The 17364-nt window shown below is 54.3% G+C and carries 15 protein-coding genes; 6 read left to right on the top strand and 9 right to left on the bottom strand.

Going from position 1 to position 17364, the window contains the following annotated elements; all coding sequences use genetic code 11:
• Window positions 1-49 precede the first annotated feature (49 nt).
• The 5 genes from rpsU to J0A66_RS15485 all read left to right on the top strand — a co-directional run bounded on the left by rpsU (window position 50) and on the right by J0A66_RS15485 (window position 5346).
• A complete protein-coding gene (rpsU, locus tag J0A66_RS15505; protein ID WP_062481949.1) occupies window positions 50-265 on the top strand; it encodes a 30S ribosomal protein S21 in 216 nt (71 codons plus the stop codon).
• A gap of 74 nt (window positions 266-339) precedes the next feature.
• Complete coding sequence (locus tag J0A66_RS15500) at window positions 340-783, top strand: GatB/YqeY domain-containing protein (protein WP_206574748.1); 444 nt, start codon at window positions 340-342, stop codon at window positions 781-783.
• A 72-nt stretch (window positions 784-855) separates the two neighbouring features.
• Entirely contained in the window at window positions 856-2622 is a 1767-nt protein-coding gene (gene dnaG / locus J0A66_RS15495; RefSeq protein ID WP_206574747.1) for a DNA primase, read from the top strand.
• Between the two features lie 132 nt (window positions 2623-2754).
• Window positions 2755-4596: an RNA polymerase sigma factor RpoD gene (gene rpoD, locus J0A66_RS15490; RefSeq protein ID WP_206574746.1), complete on the top strand. Its 1842-nt coding sequence runs from the start codon at window positions 2755-2757 to the stop codon at window positions 4594-4596.
• Between the two features lie 318 nt (window positions 4597-4914).
• The gene (locus J0A66_RS15485; RefSeq protein ID WP_206574745.1) at window positions 4915-5346 is read left to right on the top strand and encodes a hypothetical protein; all 432 of its coding nucleotides are present in this window, start codon (window positions 4915-4917) and stop codon (window positions 5344-5346) included.
• Window positions 5347-5394: 48 nt separating this feature from the next.
• Here J0A66_RS15485 and J0A66_RS15480 read toward each other — a convergent pair whose 3' ends face one another.
• Window positions 5395-8505, bottom strand: a complete 3111-nt coding sequence (locus J0A66_RS15480; RefSeq protein ID WP_206574744.1) for an efflux RND transporter permease subunit — start codon at window positions 8503-8505, stop codon at window positions 5395-5397.
• Between the two features lie 3 nt (window positions 8506-8508).
• The gene (locus J0A66_RS15475; RefSeq protein WP_206574743.1) at window positions 8509-9558 is read right to left on the bottom strand and encodes an efflux RND transporter periplasmic adaptor subunit; all 1050 of its coding nucleotides are present in this window, start codon (window positions 9556-9558) and stop codon (window positions 8509-8511) included.
• A gap of 165 nt (window positions 9559-9723) precedes the next feature.
• On the opposite strand from J0A66_RS15475, the gene J0A66_RS15470 reads away from it, so the two are divergent.
• Window positions 9724-10221, top strand: a complete 498-nt coding sequence (locus J0A66_RS15470) for an NUDIX hydrolase (RefSeq protein ID WP_241264236.1) — start codon at window positions 9724-9726, stop codon at window positions 10219-10221.
• Between the two features lie 312 nt (window positions 10222-10533).
• Here the strand turns inward: J0A66_RS15470 and J0A66_RS15465 are convergent, their stop codons facing one another.
• The 7 genes from J0A66_RS15465 to nudF form a co-directional block, all read right to left on the bottom strand.
• Window positions 10534-11406 carry a mechanosensitive ion channel family protein gene (locus J0A66_RS15465; protein WP_241264235.1) on the bottom strand — a complete coding sequence of 291 codons (873 nt, stop codon included), beginning with the start codon at window positions 11404-11406 and terminating at the stop codon, window positions 10534-10536.
• A 96-nt stretch (window positions 11407-11502) separates the two neighbouring features.
• The gene (locus J0A66_RS15460; RefSeq protein ID WP_206574742.1) at window positions 11503-12783 is read right to left on the bottom strand and encodes a YfiM family lipoprotein; all 1281 of its coding nucleotides are present in this window, start codon (window positions 12781-12783) and stop codon (window positions 11503-11505) included.
• Window positions 12776-14674 (bottom strand): DNA topoisomerase IV subunit B, encoded by a 1899-nt coding sequence (gene parE, locus J0A66_RS15455; RefSeq protein WP_206574741.1) that lies wholly within the window; start codon window positions 14672-14674, stop codon window positions 12776-12778. The genes J0A66_RS15460 and parE overlap by 8 nt, the downstream gene beginning before the upstream one ends.
• 88 nt (window positions 14675-14762) lie before the next feature.
• Window positions 14763-15407 carry a YqiA/YcfP family alpha/beta fold hydrolase gene (locus J0A66_RS15450; RefSeq protein WP_206574740.1) on the bottom strand — a complete coding sequence of 215 codons (645 nt, stop codon included), beginning with the start codon at window positions 15405-15407 and terminating at the stop codon, window positions 14763-14765.
• Window positions 15408-15423: 16 nt separating this feature from the next.
• Window positions 15424-16197, bottom strand: coding sequence for a metallophosphoesterase family protein (locus J0A66_RS15445; RefSeq protein WP_206574739.1), 774 nt, complete (start codon window positions 16195-16197; stop codon window positions 15424-15426).
• Entirely contained in the window at window positions 16194-16649 is a 456-nt protein-coding gene (locus J0A66_RS15440; protein ID WP_338143902.1) for a DUF1249 domain-containing protein, read from the bottom strand. The genes J0A66_RS15445 and J0A66_RS15440 overlap by 4 nt, the downstream gene beginning before the upstream one ends.
• Window positions 16642-17262: an ADP-ribose diphosphatase gene (gene nudF / locus J0A66_RS15435; RefSeq protein ID WP_206574738.1), complete on the bottom strand. Its 621-nt coding sequence runs from the start codon at window positions 17260-17262 to the stop codon at window positions 16642-16644. Before nudF ends, J0A66_RS15440 begins: the two co-directional genes overlap by 8 nt.
• Between the last annotated feature and the right edge of the window lie 102 nt (window positions 17263-17364).

Below are 17364 nucleotides of genomic sequence, written 5' to 3'. Positions count from 1 at the left end.
GGTCATTTTTCGAGCTGGTAACAAGCAGTTATTTTGAGGTGAGATTTTAATGCCAATTGTTAAAGTTAAAGAAAACGAGCCGTTTGACGTAGCTCTGCGCCGTTTCAAGCGTTCTTGTGAAAAGGCTGGAGTCCTGTCTGAGGTTCGTCGTCGTGAGTTCTTCGAGAAGCCAACCTGGGAACGTAAGCGCAAGAAAGCCGCTGCCAAAAAACGTCACCTGAAAAAGCTGGCTCGCGAAAACGCACGCCGCATCAAGCTTTACTAAGATCTCACCAAAGGCGCTGTGATGCGCCTTTCGTTTTTCAGATCCTGCCCGATTCAATCGCCGAGTGCATATCCATGAGTTTGATTGACACGCTAAAAGACGCCCAGAAAGACGCAATGCGCGCCAAGGACAAAGTTCGCCTGGGTGCCATTCGTATGGCGTTGGCCGAGGTCAAACAAAAGGAAGTCGACACCAGGCAGATCGTGACTGACGAAGAGGTGATCGCCATCCTTACCAAGATGGTGAAGCAACGAAAAGATGCCCATAGCCAGTTTGAAGCGGCCGGTCGTCAGGATCTGGCCGACAACGAAGCGGCGGAGATTGAAGTGCTGCAGGACTTTTTGCCCAGGCCGCTGAGCGAAGAGGAATTACAGTCACTGATCGAACAGGCCATGCAGGAAACCGGTGCTTCGAGCATGCAGGACATGGGGAAAGTCATGAATTGGCTGAAACCCCAGGTCCAGGGCCGCACCGACATGGGACAGCTAAGCGGCAAGATTAAGGCCCGGTTGAGCTGAAGCCCAATTCCCTGTTTCGTTTTGTGCCAGGTCCATGGCATGATTCCATTCTGATATTTCATTGTTGAACCCATGGCAGGATTGATCCCGCGCGACTTTATCGACGATCTGCTGGCCCGCACCGACATTGTCGAGTTGGTGGACAGCCGTGTCAGATTGAAAAAAGCCGGGCGCAATTATCAGGCCTGCTGCCCTTTTCATAACGAAAAAAGCCCATCCTTTACCGTCAGCCAGGACAAGCAGTTCTATCATTGTTTCGGTTGTGGTGCCCATGGCAACGCTATCTCATTTTTAATGGAATACGACAGGCTCGAGTTTCCAGAAGCCATCGAAGAGCTTGCCCGTTACCAGGGCCTGGAAGTGCCCAGGGAAGACAATCAGACGCCACAGCAAAGCCGTGAGAAACGTCAGCAACGGGAAAATGACTACGAACTGATGGAGAAAGTCGCCCGCTTTTTTGCCCATCAGTTGAAAAACCACAAAGAGGGTCCTCAAGCCGTGGCGTACCTGAAGGGCCGCGGCCTGTCCGGAGAGGTGGTGAAGCAGTTTGATATCGGCTATGCGCCTTCCGACTGGGATGCGGCATTGAAGACCTTTGGCCGGGACAAAGGGGTTCAACAACAGTTGCTGGACCTGAAAGTCATTACGGAGAATGACAAAGGTCGGCGATTCGACTTCTTCCGCCAGCGCATCATGTTCCCCATACGTGACCGGCGAGGCCGGGTAATAGGTTTTGGGGGAAGGGTGATGGGCGACGGCGGTCCCAAGTACCTCAACTCGCCAGAAACCCGGATCTTCCATAAGGGGCAAGAGCTTTACGGATTCTTCCAGGCCCGTCAGGCCAATCGTAAGCTGGAGCGGCTCATGATAGTGGAGGGCTACATGGACGTGGTGGCCCTGGCCCAGTTCGGCATTGACTACGCAGTGGCCTCTTTGGGTACCGCCACCACAGGGGATCAGATCCAGATGCTGTTTCGCGCTGCTCCCCAACTGGTGTGTTGCTATGACGGGGACAGGGCCGGCCGGGAAGCCGCGTGGCGGGCTCTGGAAAACGCTTTGCCTTATTTGAAGGATGGCGTGGAGATGAAATTCCTGTTTTTGCCTGAAGGAGAAGATCCCGACACCCTGGTGCGCAAGCTCGGCCGCGAGGCTTTCGAGCAGAAGCTGGAAGAGGCCGTGCCCCTGTCGAAGTTTTTCTTCGATAACCTGTTGTCAAGGCACCATACCGGCAGTACAGAAGGCAAGGCCGCACTAAAAGCTGAGGCCTTCCCTTTGCTTGGTCAGATTCAGGGTGAACATCAAAAAGCGCTGCTCGAGCAGGAGCTCAGCCGCTTCACCGGTGAAATGGATCAGCACCAGCGCAACAGGGACATTGCCCGGGCCAACAGCAGTGGAAAGATGCGCAGGACGGACGGCAGCCAGCCACTGAAAAGCAAGTTGTCACCAGTCAGGGTGATGCTCCGTTTGTTGCTGGAGGAGCCAGCCATCGCAGGTCAGTGCCCGGAAGTGGATCTGTCCCTGGTGGACGATTTGAGCCTGCCGGGACTGGAATTGCTGCTGGCGGTGCATGAATACTGTAAACAACAACCCAGCAGGCGCACCCCTCAGGTACTGGAGGCTTTCAGGCAACATGCACAGTCAGCCAGCCTGGCAAAGTTGCTGATAATGGACTTTCCGGTTGATGAGGAAAATCGCCTGAAACTTTACCGAGACAGTTTTGCCAAACTTTTAGATTGGTATTGTGCCAATCGCATCGAACAGCTCTTGTCTAAGTCCAGATTAGGCACCATATCCAAGCTGGAAAAACAGGAGTTGAACAGCCTGATGAAAGCGAACTGACGTTACCTGAACAGCAGGACGACAACCAGGAAATGGGCTAGCGGGCGGTATGCTGAATCTGCTATACTGCCTAATTCTCTGCGCGTCGGTTCAGAACAGATTTAAATCTATTTTTTGAGAAGTGGAAGGTATATGGCGTCGAATAAGCAGTCTCAGATTAAACTCCTCATCGCAAAAGGTAAAGAGCAAGGTTACCTGACCTTCTCTGAAGTCAATGACCACCTCCCACAGGATATCGTCGATTCGGATCAGATCGAAGACATCATCCGCATGATCAATGACATGGGAATTCAGGTGTTTGAGTCCGCCCCGGACTCCGATGAGCTGCTGATGCAGGAGACTTCCACCGATGAGGACGCTGCCGAGGCAGCGGCTCAGGCACTGGCCACTGTCGAGAGTGAAATTGGCCGCACCACCGACCCGGTGCGCATGTACATGCGTGAGATGGGTACGGTAGAGCTGTTGACCCGTGAAGGCGAAATCGATATTGCCAAGCGCATCGAAGAAGGCATTAATCAGGTTCAGTGCTCGGTGGCCGAATACCCTGAAGCCATCACCTATCTTCTGGATCAATGGGATCAGTTCGAGGCAGAAGAGATTCGCCTGAGTGATATCGTCCTTGGCTTTATCGATCCCAATGAAACCGACGTAGCCCCTACGGCAACCCATATCGGCTCCGAATTGTCCCAGGAAGAACTGGACGATGAAGATGACGACGATGATGATGACGATGACGACAGCGAAGACGATGGCGATTCCGGTGTCGATCCTGAGCTGGCCAGGCAGAAATTTTCCCTGCTGCGCGAGCAGTACAACAAAACCCGCGATGCCATTTCCAGCAAAGGCCGGGATCATGCCGATGCCAAGACCGAAATTGCAGCCTTGAGCGAAGTCTTCAAAGAGTTCCGCCTGGTACCCAAGCAATTTGATCGCATGGTCAAAAACATGCGCAACATGATGGACAGGGTGCGTGTGCAGGAACGCATTGTGATGAAGCATTGCGTGATGAACGCCAAAATGCCCAAGAAGGACTTTATCAAGGCGTTCGCCGGTAACGAAACGGACAATGCCTGGCTGGAAAAACTGCTCAGCTCCAAGAAGCCCTATGTGGAGCAACTACTCGAATACAAAGAGGAGCTGGAGCGCTGCATCGCCAAGATGAATCAGGTGGAAGAAGAAACCGGCCTGACCATAGCCGATATCAAGGATATCAACCGTCGCATGAGCATCGGTGAAGCCAAGGCCCGCCGTGCCAAGAAGGAAATGGTGGAAGCCAACCTGCGTCTGGTTATCTCCATCGCCAAGAAATACACCAACCGTGGCCTGCAATTCCTCGATCTGATCCAGGAAGGCAATATCGGTTTGATGAAAGCGGTGGACAAGTTCGAATATCGCCGTGGCTATAAGTTTTCTACCTATGCGACCTGGTGGATTCGTCAGGCCATTACCCGTTCTATTGCGGACCAGGCCCGGACCATTCGTATCCCTGTGCATATGATAGAGACCATCAACAAACTGAACCGTATCAGCCGTCAGATGTTGCAGGAAATGGGCCGTGAACCCACTCCTGAAGAGCTGGCCGAGCGCATGCTGATGCCGGAAGACAAGATCCGTAAGGTGCTGAAGATTGCCAAGGAGCCAATCTCGATGGAGACCCCCATCGGTGATGATGAAGATTCACATCTGGGTGACTTTATCGAGGATAACACCATCATCCAACCACTGGATTCCGCCACCTCGGGCAGCCTGAAGAGCGCCACCCAGGAAGTCCTGGCCGGGCTGACTGCCCGTGAGGCCAAAGTATTGCGGATGCGTTTCGGTATCGACATGAATACCGACCATACGCTTGAGGAGGTGGGCAAGCAGTTTGACGTGACCCGTGAGCGTATCCGTCAGATTGAGGCCAAGGCCCTGCGCAAGTTGCGCCATCCTAGCCGCTCCGAACAGCTTCGAAGCTTCCTCGACGAACAGTAACCAAATAAGCCGGCTGACAACGCCGGCTTTTTCTTATCTCAAACCGATCAATCTTTCGGACCGGTGGCTACCCATTTGACTGCCTGCTTTGCCAAAGCCAGAGTCGCTTACTAACCTAGAAGACAGCTCCCCTGCTCGCGAATAAGGCATATGTGGTGGTTTTCACAGCCCTGTGCCTTTGAACGGATGGGATATTAAGAAGGACAGGCTTGTACCGGGAGTGGATTTTTACTCAATTCTGGATAGCTGTGCCGATACACAAACAGAGGTGGTGGTTATCGGATGCTGTTCCAAGTATCAGGTTTGAGGAATCAGGTTATGTCTTATCGAAATATTGAATGCTTAATGATCAATGCACTGGAGTGGGTCGAACAGTGGGATCCCATGAAAGGGGGCAGCTTTAACCGGACATCTGCCGACGGTGGGGAAGTCAGTCTGAGCGTCGGTGACATTCAGCATGACGGCCTCTTTTACCGGGCACTAAAGATCAGGCAGGTCACCATTCCCTCCCAGAAGCGTGAAAACGGCCTCTACTCCTTTTTTGTTCACCGACTGGAAGACACTGCTTACGACTTTGGCGCCATCTGGCACGAAACAGTGGACTGTCGCATTCTTATTGACAGGCATATTCGCTACAAGCTGCATCGGCGCGGGAAATCCTTCTTCAAGATTACCGGCTCCCCACATCCCAGAAGCCTGACTTGTGGGATGAGCTGGCTGCACGCCATACCCATGCGCACGTTTCAGTGAGTGAATCCCAGGCCTGACGGCCTGGGATTAAGAGCTATACCAACCGGATTAGTCCAGTTCTCCTTTTCTGTAGGGTATCTGTTCTTCCAGTTCTTCCAGCTTATGGGTTAACTGCATGGGTGAACCTGTGTGTCTGGCCAGCCAGTAGTAGGCAGTGGGCACCACAAACAGCGTCATAAAGGTTGCCACGATCACACCGGCGAAGATCACCATGCCAATGACCATGCGACTCTCAGAGCCAGGTCCGCTTGCCAATACCAGGGGCAACGAACTGAACACTGTGGTAAAACCCGTCATCACTATGGGTCGCAGGCGTTGTCTGGCCGCCTGCTTCAATGCCGTTTCAAACTCCATGCCCACATCCCTGAGCTGATTGGCAAATTCGACAATCAGGATACCGTTCTTGGCCGCCAGGCCGATCAGCATCACCATGCCTATCTGACTGTAGATATTGATCGACATACCGAACAGATACAGACCGGCAAACGCCCCAAGCAGAGCCAGAGGAACGGTCAGCATGATCACCAGGGGATGTATCCAGCTTTCAAACTGGGCCGCCAGCACCAGATAAGTGACTGCCAAAGCCATGGCGAAAATAAAGAGTATCGAACTGCCGGATTCCTGAAACAACTGGGACTCTCCCCGATAGTCCACGGCAATGGTTTCATGGACTTCTTCATCCACCACCTTGTTGAGGAAAGCCAGCGCCTCTCCCAGGGTATACCCATCGGCCAGGTTGGCGCTGATGGTGATGGCGCGCATCCGGTTGTAGCGGTTCAGCGTCGAGGAAGAGGCACTCTCCTCGAATGTCAGCAGGTTATCCAGAGGGATCAGTTTGTTGCTGCGCTGTGAACGCACATACAGGTTATCTATGCTCTGTGGACTGCGATAGTCGGCTTTGTTGCCCTCCATAATCACATAATATTCCTGGCCTCGGTCGAGGTAGGTGGATACCCGCCGCTGTCCGAGCATGGTTTCCAGGGTACGCCCGATATCACCGATGGAAACGCCAAGGTCGGCGGCCCGGTCCCGGTTTATCTTCACCAGAAGCTGGGGCCAGGTCTCCTTGTAGTCACTGTCGATACGAACCAGGCCCGGATTTTCCGCAGCCCGTTTCATCACGATATCCCTGGCGGTGACCAGTTCCTCATAGGTGTTCCCCTTGAGCACAAACTGTACCGGTCGGCCCAGACCCCGTCCGCCAATGCTGCTGCGCATAATGGCAAACGCCCTGACATCGGGAATGTCGGATATCTTGGCGCTGATCTCATCCATCAGTTCGAAAGTGGATCGCGTACGCTGATCCCAGCCAACTGTGCCGACGATGGCAATGCCGGCCGACCCACCAAAACCAGGCGTTCTGACCAGCACCCTGTCTACCTCGTTCTTATCGATATAGGGCAACAATATCTGTTCAATCTTGGTGATATTACGGCTGTTACTCTCAAAACTGGCTCCCTCGGCAGCCTGCATCAGGATAAAGAAATTTCCCCTGTCCTCCTTGGGAACAAACTCACTGGGTATTTTCTGGCTCAGTCCATACAGGGCGACCAGACTGATCAGGATCAACAGGGCGCTGACCCAGGGTTGGTGCAGGCTTTTGCCCAATGACTGAAAGTAGCGGCTCTCCACCCTGGAAAATCCGCGGTCAATCATACGTCCGAACCAACTGCCACGTTCCCGTTTTACCAGGATCTTGGAGCACATCATGGGAGAGAGGGTCAGGGCGGTAAAACTGGAGAAGGCCACTGCCGCGGCAATGGCGATGGAAAACTCGGTGAACAGGCGTCCGATGTTGCCCTGTAAAAATACCAGCGGCAAAAACACGGCAATCAACACCAAGGTGGTGGCAATGACGGCAAAGCCCACTTCCCTGGCACCACGATAGGCCGCCAGTAGCGGCGGCTCGCCCATTTCCACCCGGCGATAGATGTTTTCCAGTACCACGATGGCGTCATCCACCACCAGGCCTATGGCCAGCACCAGCGCCAGCAGGGTCAGCAGGTTAATGGAAAAATCCAGGCTGTAGAGCACCATAAATGCCGCTACCAGCGAGATGGGCACCGTCACGGCCGGAATCAGGGTTGCCCTGACATTACCCAGAAACAGATAGATAACGATCACCACCATCACCATGGCAATGGCCAGGGTCTCATAGACCTCGTTAATGGAGTCTTCGATAAACACCGAGGAATCATAACTGGGCACGATAAAGATATTGGCCGGCAGATTGCGCTCTATGTCCTCGATGGCCTCACGGGCGGCTCTTGCCACATCCAGGGTGTTGGCCTTGGACTGCTTGATAATGCCAAGGCCTATCATATTCACGCCATTGCCACGAAACTCGGTTTCGTCGTCCTCAGCGGCGAGCTCTACCCGGGCCACCTCTCCCAGGCGCACCAGGTATCCGTCTTCACCAGCTTTGATAGTCAAATCGGCAAAGTCGCGGGGGGTGAGGAAGCTACGAGCCACCCTGACCTCAAAATCACGCTCGTCGGATTCTATGACCCCAGCCGGTAACTCTACGTTTTCGGAGCGAATAACCTGCTCAATGTCGGTGACGGTGATATTGCGGGCCGCCATAGCATTGCGGTCCAGCCAGACTTTCATGGCATAGGTGCGACCACCGCCAATCTGCACCCTGGCAACGCCATCGACTATGGCCAGCCTGTCGACCACGTATCGGTCGGCGTAATCGGTCAACTCCATCACCGACATGCTGTCACTGCGCAGGTTATACCAGACCACGGCGTCTTCATCCGAATCCGACTTGAACACCTCCGGCGGATCGGCCTGCTCAGGCAGATTATTCAGGGCCCGGCTGACCCGTTCCCGCACATCGTTGGCTGCCGCGTCGATGTCCCGGTAGAGTTCAAACTCGATACTGATGGACGAACGGCCGTTCCGGCTGCTGGAGCTGATATTCTTGATCCCTTCAATACCGCTAATCCGGTCTTCCAGCAATTGGGTAATCCGGCTTTCGACTATGGTGGCCGAGGCGCCGGGATAGTTGGTGTTGATAGAGACAATCGGGGAATCCACATCCGGATATTCCCGCAGGGACAGCATGCTGACCGCCACCACGCCGAACACAATCAGCAGCAGATTAATAACGGATGCAAAGACGGGACGTTTTACGGACAGATCAGACAGCAACATGGCTTATTGCTCCAGCACTTTGACTGCAACGCCATCACTGAGTTTTAGCGTGCCTTCCACCACCACCAGGTCACCCTCTTCGATACCGGAAAGAATCTGCGCCAGACCCGGTTTGCGTCGGCCTACCCTGACTTCAACCTGGCGGGCCTTGTCATCTTCCACCACATAAACGAACTGTTTATCCTGAACCGGGGTCAGGGCCCCTTCCGGCAGGACCAATGTATTGAGCACCTGCTTCTGCAAGTTAATTTGCAGCAACATGCCGGGCCTAAGCTTGTAACCCGGGTTGTCAATCAGCGCTCTCACCTGCACTGAGCGGGTAACAGGATCGATTCTGGAATCGATACTCATGATCTTACCGCGAAACGTCTGTCCCGGATAAGCCACTGTCCTGGCCACCACCAGTTGTTCGGTAGCCACATCAGGCAGGTGGGCTTCTGAGATACTGAAATCGACTTTCACCTGTTCCAGATCATCCAGGGTGGTAATCACGTCGCCCGGCCGTACCAATGCGCCTTTGCTGATGCGCCTGATCCCCAGCTTACCGGCGAAAGGGGCACGGATTTCCAGTTCGGCCAACTGCGCATTGGCCACTTCCAGCTGCGCCGCCAATGCATCAACCCTGGCATCCTGGGCATCCAGTAACTGAGCTGAGGTGGCGTTTTCCCTGGCCAGGTCCCGGTAACGCATCAACTGGCGCTTGGCCTCCTGCAGGTTGACTTCCAGTTCATTGACCCTGGCCCGCTCTTCACGGTTGTTGAGGCTGACCAGCAACTGACCCTTTTCCACCAGATCACCATCGTCAAAGGCCACCCGGTCGACTATCTCACTCTCCAGGGCGGTGATCTCCACGGCCTCATTGGCCCGGGCCGTGCCCAGCGCCTCGATTATCACGGCAAATTCCTGTTTACTTGCCGGCAGGACGGTCACCGGGATGACTGGCATTGTCCTCGCTTGCTGCTCCTGTGATTCGCTGCTGTACAGGTAGACCGTCAGGCCGGTGACCAGCACCAGCAGGATTAACACGGGGGACAGATAGAATGTCTTCTTCATAAATGCCAGATGCCTCTAGTTAGTCTCGTTTGCCCGCCCCGTGTAAAAAAACAGGGGAGAGCAAAATTGTTACCCTACCCAGTATGGCCACGGAGCTAGTGATTGACACACTTTCCCCCATCGTCCTTAATAGGCTACCGTCACAACCAACGAAACATTGAAAACTTGCGAATAAGAATAATTGTTGCCTGCAGCCTTGTCCTGCTGGCCTGTACGGTGGAACCGCCGGCCCAGCCCATGTGCAGGGTCAATGAACAAGCCAGAGAGGCTACCCCTGGAAATGCAGCCTGCCTAATCAAAATCGACAAGTGGCTGGTTACAATAGGCCACCGACATTCGGGCCGGCTGGACCTGCCGGGGGGCTTATCCAACGGGGACGAAAGCGCCCAATGCACGGCCCACAGGGAGACCTGGGAAGAGACCGGCTTCAACGTTGAGGTGGGGGAATACCTCGGCCGGAATGCTGAAGGCTTTCGCTTCTATCAGTGCCAGTTGCAGGGAAATTTTGGTAAGGAATTCATGGAATTCCCCGTCCCTGAATGGGCAAGCTCAGAAGTCAGCAGTATTCAGTTGACCGACCCTTACGAGATACAACTTCAGGACTGGCGCTTCGAAGATGAGCTGTTGCAGATCCGCGCCCTGTTCAATCAGATAGAGCCTTAGGAAGGCTTTTCATCCTCTCAGATGCTGATTCCTGTCAAACAATAGATTTTTACGATAGTTTGTTGAAAGTTTTGTGGCTTTCTCAAATAAATTAATTGAAGTGTTGTGAAAAATAAAAACTATCTTACTGAAAAAAATAACATTTCTCTTAGAAAGAGCTACTCAATAAGGCCTGTCGGGAACTCGTCAAGCTGGGTGAGAAATAACCAACATGGAAATTTTCTTTCCACAAAGAGTCCGCATTAGTGATTCTGACTATTGTTTTTACCAGCTTGATACAAATTGTTACTCCTGAGCTCCAACAGGCCCGGTTCAGCTCTTGCCTACGCTCGGTTTTCCGCCTGCGCCGGTCAGTAATTGTTTCTTTTCATACCATAGCCGCATAAAGTCCCGGGTAATTTTCTGTTCGATGTCAATGACCTGATCGGTGGGGCAAAACACCTTGATGTGGGTCTCCGTATCGCCCAGATGATTGGTCGTAATACGGACTTCAGGATCCGGGCCGGCTATCGCCACATCCAGACGTTTCTGGATCAAACTGTTGTATCGTTGCGCCACCTCATGAAAATGCTCACAGTGCTGTTTGGCAAGCGCCAGCAGCTCATCCTGAATGGCAAACACATTGATGCTCTGGTCCCTGACCAGGGTGAAACTGTGGCTCGAATAGCGCTTGAGGAAATTGAGGTTTTTAACCACCTGGGTCATGAGCATATTGTTTGGCAGGTTCAGGGTCTTACCTGAGTATTCGTAGCTTGTCATATCCACTTCCAGCAGGGTCAGGGTAAACCAGTCCGACTCCATGACTTCGCCGCAATAATCCCCCACCTGCACCCAGTCGCCCACCCGAAACATCCGCGAACTGGTGGCATAGACGAAACCCGTCACACATTGAATAAACTCCCGGGTCGCCAGCACGATAGCCACCATAAAGGCCGCGATAGACAAAGCCAGGTGCTGGATTTCGGCCGACCAGAGCAACAGCAGAAAGATCACCACGGCCAGGTTGACGATGTTCTTTACCGCATTCACCACATGGCGTTTGTCTTCGGCGCGACGTTTGGCCCGCCTGCGGATGGCGCGTACAATCAGACGTCTGATGGTCAGAAACACCAGGATAAGCAGGATCGACATCACGAGCTTCTGCTCGAACATGAAGGTCAGTGTCCTATCCAGCCAGATTTCCAATTGCTTTTCTCCTTTGTGTTAGGTTGCTGAAACTATCGCCGTTCCTCTTCCTGTCAGCCCGACGATTTGCAGTAAAAGACGGATCATCCGTCTCTGTCAGCGATAGATTGGCAATGCCTGAATGGTCTGCTCGATGGCCTTCACCTGGGCCTGGTAGGCTGGGCTGTCAACCTTATCAAAGGCGGCCTGGAAGTCGTCCTTGCTCAGCCCCTCAGGAAGGTGATGCACAGGGGGAAAGTAGGCTGATTCGTCCGTTACCCCCGCCAGCCGGTGCGCCATCTCCGCTGCACCCGGCTCACCGGTTGACCGCAGGGCCAATTGAATGCCTGCCATATCGGCAGCCAGATCGGCAAAACTGAAGCCACTGCCGCCCCTGGCCCTGTCCATCAGCTCCTTGAATTCACCGATTGCCAGGCTGATTCCCTGCTCTGACAGCAACTTGATGGCAGCCGAATAGATAAAATGCAACGCAAGATCTTCCCGGCCTGCCAGTTGCAGTGGCACATTAGAGGTTGGAATCACCCCCACCTCGTCCCGCAACCCGGAAATAAAATGGGCAAATCTATAGTTACCCGCATAGATGGCAAGCGCCAGCAAAGCCGCCTCATTTTCCCTGACCGGTTCGGCGCCCTGGCTGATGGCCTCCACGACTCTTGTAAACAGGCCATTCAGGTAGGGGGTCAATCGCTGATGGTCGGGCTGGGCAGCCAGCCAGGTCAGATGTCCGGCAATCCTGTTGACCTGTTGCTCGTCTTCCAGGGAGAGGGCTTCCCTGGGGATGCTTTTGAGCCGCGACAACAGGTCCGCCATGGGCGACAAGTGAACAGTCAGGCTCTGCCCGTTCATCTCTACCCTGTCGATACGTGTCAGCAATTCTTCGCCAATATCCGTGCCCAGCCGCCAGTCAACCAACCAGGTCAATAACTTGGTGAAGAGTGCATCCGGGACACTAAGACTACCCAACTGCAGCCCCCCCAGTGATAACCCCGGACCCGGGAACAGTTCCGCCTTGATATTCAGATAAGCGCCCAGGGGGTTATCCGGAAGCTGGATGCTCAGTACCAACAGGCTCAGTTCCTGATGCAGATTCACTTGGCCCTGTACAGCAGGCCAGGCCCGTTGAAGCAGACCAACCAGGCTCCCCATCTGCTCCTCAGTCAGGGTCACTGTCTGTTTTCTGTGGCTTCTGGCATGGAGATTCTTGATCTGCGGCAAGAGTCCACTGAGGGTCTCAGCCCTGTCTACCTGCTCGGCGCTGTCGGCCCTTACCCAGGCCTGGTCCTGCACCGTCAGAAATACCAGTGCCACGCCGGCTGCCAGCAGCAAGGAAAGCAGTAACAGGGCTAAAAGGGAAAGTCGCCGGAAAAAATCAGACATCGATGATGGCCAGATTACCTTTGCTTTCCAACCAATCCTTGCGATCAGCTGAGCGTTTCTTGGCCAGCAGCATGTCCATCAGTTCCAGGGTATGCTGGTCGTCATCGACGGTCAGTTGAACAAGACGGCGGGTATTGGGATCCATGGTGGTCTCCCGCAGTTGCAGGGGATTCATCTCGCCCAACCCCTTGAATCGCTGCACATTCACCTTGCCGCGTTTGTTTTCGGCGTCGATCCTGTCCAGGACTCCCTGTTTCTCACCTTCGTCCAGGGCATAGTAAACCTCCTTGCCCACATCGATACGAAACAGCGGCGGCATGGCCACATAGACGTGGCCCTGGTTCACCAGGGCGCGGAAATGACGGATAAACAGGGCACACAGCAAGGTGGCAATATGCAGACCATCCGAATCGGCGTCTGCCAGGATGCAGACCTTACCGTAACGCAGGCCGGACAGATCGCTCGAATCCGGATCGATCCCCAGCGCCACGGAAATATCGTGGATCTCCTGAGAGCCCAGTACCTGGCTGGACTCCACCTCCCAGGTATTGAGGATCTTACCGCGCAGGGGCATCACCGCCTGGAATTCCCTGTCCCTGGCCTGTTTGGCCGAGCCCCCTGCCGAATCCCCTTCCACCAGGAAAAGCTCCGAGCGACTGTTGTCCTGAGTAGAACAATCGGTGAGCTTGCCGGGCAACGCCGGCCCCTGGGTCACTTTCTTGCGTTCCACCTTCTTGATTTGGCGCAAGCGGCGCTGGGCATTGTTGATGCACATCTCCGCCAGTTGCTCGGCAATGTCCGTATGCTGGTTCAGCCACAGGCTGAAGGCATCCTTGACCACGCCTGACACAAAGGCCGCGGCCTGACGTGAGGACAGCCTTTCCTTGGTCTGCCCGGCAAACTGGGGATCCTGCATTTTGGTGGACAGAATATAGCTGCATCTGTCCCAGATATCCTCAGGCGTCAGCTTGATGCCTCTGGGCATCAGGTTGCGAAACTCACAGAATTCGCGCATGGACTCCAGCAGGCCCTGGCGCAGACCATTCACATGGGTGCCTCCCTGGACCGTCGGGATCAGGTTCACATAGCTTTCGGTCAGCAGCTCGCCACCTTCCGGCAGCCAGATCACCGCCCAGTCGGCAGCCTCATGGTTGCCGGCAAAACTGCCCACAAACGGGCTGTTCTGGGGAATACTGACACTCTCGCCCACTGACTGGAACAGATAATCTTTCAGGCCGTCTTCGTAATGCCATTCGTGAGACTGTTGAGAGACTTTATCTTCGAAGCGAATGCGCAGCCCCGGGCACAGTACCGCCTTGGCGCGCAAAATATGCAGCAGCTTGCTGACGCCGAACCTGGGCGAATCGAAATACTGTGGATCGGGCCAGAACCTTACCCGGGTGCCGGTATTACGTTTACCACAACTGTCGATGACCGCCAGCTCTTCCACTTTGTCACCATTGGCAAAGGCCATCTGGTAAACCTGACCGTCCCGACGGATGGTCACCTCCACCCTGGTGGAAAGGGCATTGACCACAGAAATCCCAACCCCGTGCAACCCCCCGGAGAACTGGTAATTCTTATTGGAAAATTTGCCGCCCGCATGCAGCTTGGTCATGATCAGCTCCACCCCTGATATGCCATGCTCGGGGTGGATGTCCACCGGCATACCGCGGCCGTCATCGATGACCTCAAGGGACTGATCTTCGTGCAGTATGACTTTGATGCTGCTGGCATGCCCGGCCAGAGCTTCGTCGACGCTGTTGTCAATGACCTCCTGGCTCAGATGGTTCGGCCTGGTGGTGTCCGTGTACATACCCGGACGACGTTTGACCGGGTCCAGACCACTTAAGACCTCAATGGCTTCGGCGTTATAGCTTTGATTCGACATGCTGCTTCTTTGAATTGGGGTTGATGTCGCACAGATTATCCGGCCGGGATCTATTCGGGACGGGTTCTGTTGTTTTGTTTGGATGTTATCAACTCATGTGGTGCCCGGCAATTATCTCCCCACCCGCCCTGTTTGTCGCCTGCTTTTGCGGCCCGAACAAAAACGTCACCAGTTCCGGCAGATACCGGTCAAAACCGGTAAAGGCATGATTACCGCCTGGTTCGACGGTCAGCCGTCCCCCGGCATAACGCTTTGCTGCCAGACGGTAATCTAGGGTTTCGTCACCTTCTTGCAACAATACCCAGAACCGGTCCGGCTCTGTTGGTCTACCCAGTGAGAGTGCCTGCAATTCCTCCACATGGGGCGGTCCAAGGACAAACTTTTCTTTGGTGTAAGGATTTTGATGTTCGCCCAGCCAGTCGCACAGCAGAAGGTGGGGATCCACGGCAGGGTTAACCAACACCCCTTTGCCGCCAAACTCGTTGACCAGATGGGTGACCAGAAAGCCGCCCATGGAGCTGCCGATAAAGCCCAGATAGGTATCCTGATAGCGCTTCACCAGCTCTCTGGCCTGAGCCAGAGCCGCCGCGGGGAAATTGGCCAGTTGGGGTACTTCAAGGCGAATATGCGGATACTGGCTTGCCAGGTACTGCCTGACCTGGGTCGCCTTGACGGACTGAGGTGAACTGAGAAAACCGTGCAGGTAGATCAGAACAGGTTGTGCTTTTTTCATCGTTGCGCCCGATTGACTATGGCCAGAAAGAGGCTGCATCCAGTCTTTCCACCCGGGTTTCAAAAGTGCCGTCGGCGGAAAGCTCCAGGAGCCGCAGACCCGCCGTTTCATCGGCCAGACTGAAATACTCAGACTGTTGCCACTGCCAGCAGGTCGAAGGACAGGCCAGGATTGCCGTCTGGCCAACCTGCCAGCGCAAGTCCGCATGCACATGACCATGCAAAACCAGCCTGATGCCCTGCTGTCGCTCCAGCAGGGCGAGAAAATCCTCACTGTTGGTCCAGGGATGGTTGTCCAGCCAACTGTTGCAGGGCTTGGGGTGATGGTGTACCGCCACCAGATGAAACAGGTCGGGCCGCCTCATGATATGTTGTTCAAGCCTGCTCAACTGAGGTTCCCCCACGCGCCCAAGGGTTCCCTCATGCTGACTGTTCAGTCCATGCAGACACCAATTCCCCATCACAACCGGTTCATCTAACCAGGTCATGTGACGGGAAAACAGCTCTTCAAACAGAGTTGGCTCATCGTGGTTGCCAGGCACTATATCCAGAGGTGCAGAAACCCCGGACGCCAGCCATAGCCCCTGCAGGTGCAGGTAGCTCTGGCGACTCAGATCGCTGCTAAGATCCCCGGTCAACAGCACCCGGTCCGGAGCAAAACGTGCAGCCATACTGAGGACGGATTTCAGGCTCTGGTAAGGGTTGATATCCCCATGGCTTTGGGTGTCGACATCGGCAAACAGATGGCAGTCGGTGATTTGCACCAGACGCAACGGTTTGACCTGGGTCATGGTGGCGAATCTTCACTGACAGATGATTGAGAACGCTGTTTCAGGCAAAATCCCAGCCACTCTGAGAGGAAATGATTTACCAGTTCTTTCTCGTTTTTCTGATGCATCAGGCGGTTTGGGTAAGGGTAACTTGGACGGAACCTGCCCATATGCTGAAAACCCAGTACTTCAGCCATCCTGGCATCATGGTACAAGCGGACCTGCATGACAGGTTGCAGATAGCCGGGCAAGGCGTCAGACAACTGGCGCATTTCCAGGGTTGTGGTGTAGGGCTCGCACAACTGCACGGCAATACCAAAGCTCATCCCCTGTCCGGCAGCAAAACGATACTCGAGACTTTCCTGATCCAACTCGGGCAGCAGTTGCAGCAGACGGCCGTAATTGGCCGAGCAGATGGCCTGCAGGCTGGCCAGTCGGGGCACATATTTTTTCAATAATCTGTGTTCAGTCACACCAGTTCTCAATCACTTTGGCTTTGTTCATCGCAAACCACTGCAGGGAAATTACCGTGGCTGCATTATCTATCTGTCCGGCCTGCAGCATTTTCAGAGCCTGACTGGCTGGCATCCTGTGCACCCTTATATCTTCCGCTTCCTCATCCAGGCCATGAATACCGCCAGCCTGGCTGGCATCACATTCGCCCACATACAGATACAGCCTCTCTGTGGTTCCTCCCGGACTCGACAGATAACTGAGCATGGGATAAAGCCGGCCTATCTGCAATCCCGCTTCTTCCAAAGACTCGCGACGGCACACATCTTCCGCCTCTTCCCCCGGCTCAATAATGCCGGCAACGCATTCGTACAGCCAGGGATGCGGGGTGGTTGCCATGGCCCCCACCCGGTATTGCTCGATCAATACTACCTCATCCAGTGCCGGATCATAAGGCAGGACAGCCACCGCGTGACCTCGCTCAAAGATTTCCCTTTGCAGTGGCTCACTCCAGCCGCCGGCAAATAATCTGTGCCTGAGACGGTACTTGAGCAGGGTAAAAAAACCCTGATACAGGGATTGACGTTCGAGTATTTCCACATCGGCATGATCAAATTGTTGCATCTTTGTCATTGGCTTCACTGTACTGACTTCGTCTATTCACTTAGCATAAAGCCTCCAAACGTCGCTTGCCATCGCTACAACCCTTTCCAGGTGCTACTGACCGAATAGGTG

It is taken from the genome of Bowmanella dokdonensis (genome assembly GCF_017254865.1).
GTDB classification, from domain to species: Bacteria; Pseudomonadota; Gammaproteobacteria; order Enterobacterales; family Alteromonadaceae; genus Bowmanella; species Bowmanella dokdonensis.
The sequence above is the reverse complement of the archived record's forward strand: the minus strand, read 5'-3'. Positions and strand labels throughout refer to the sequence as shown.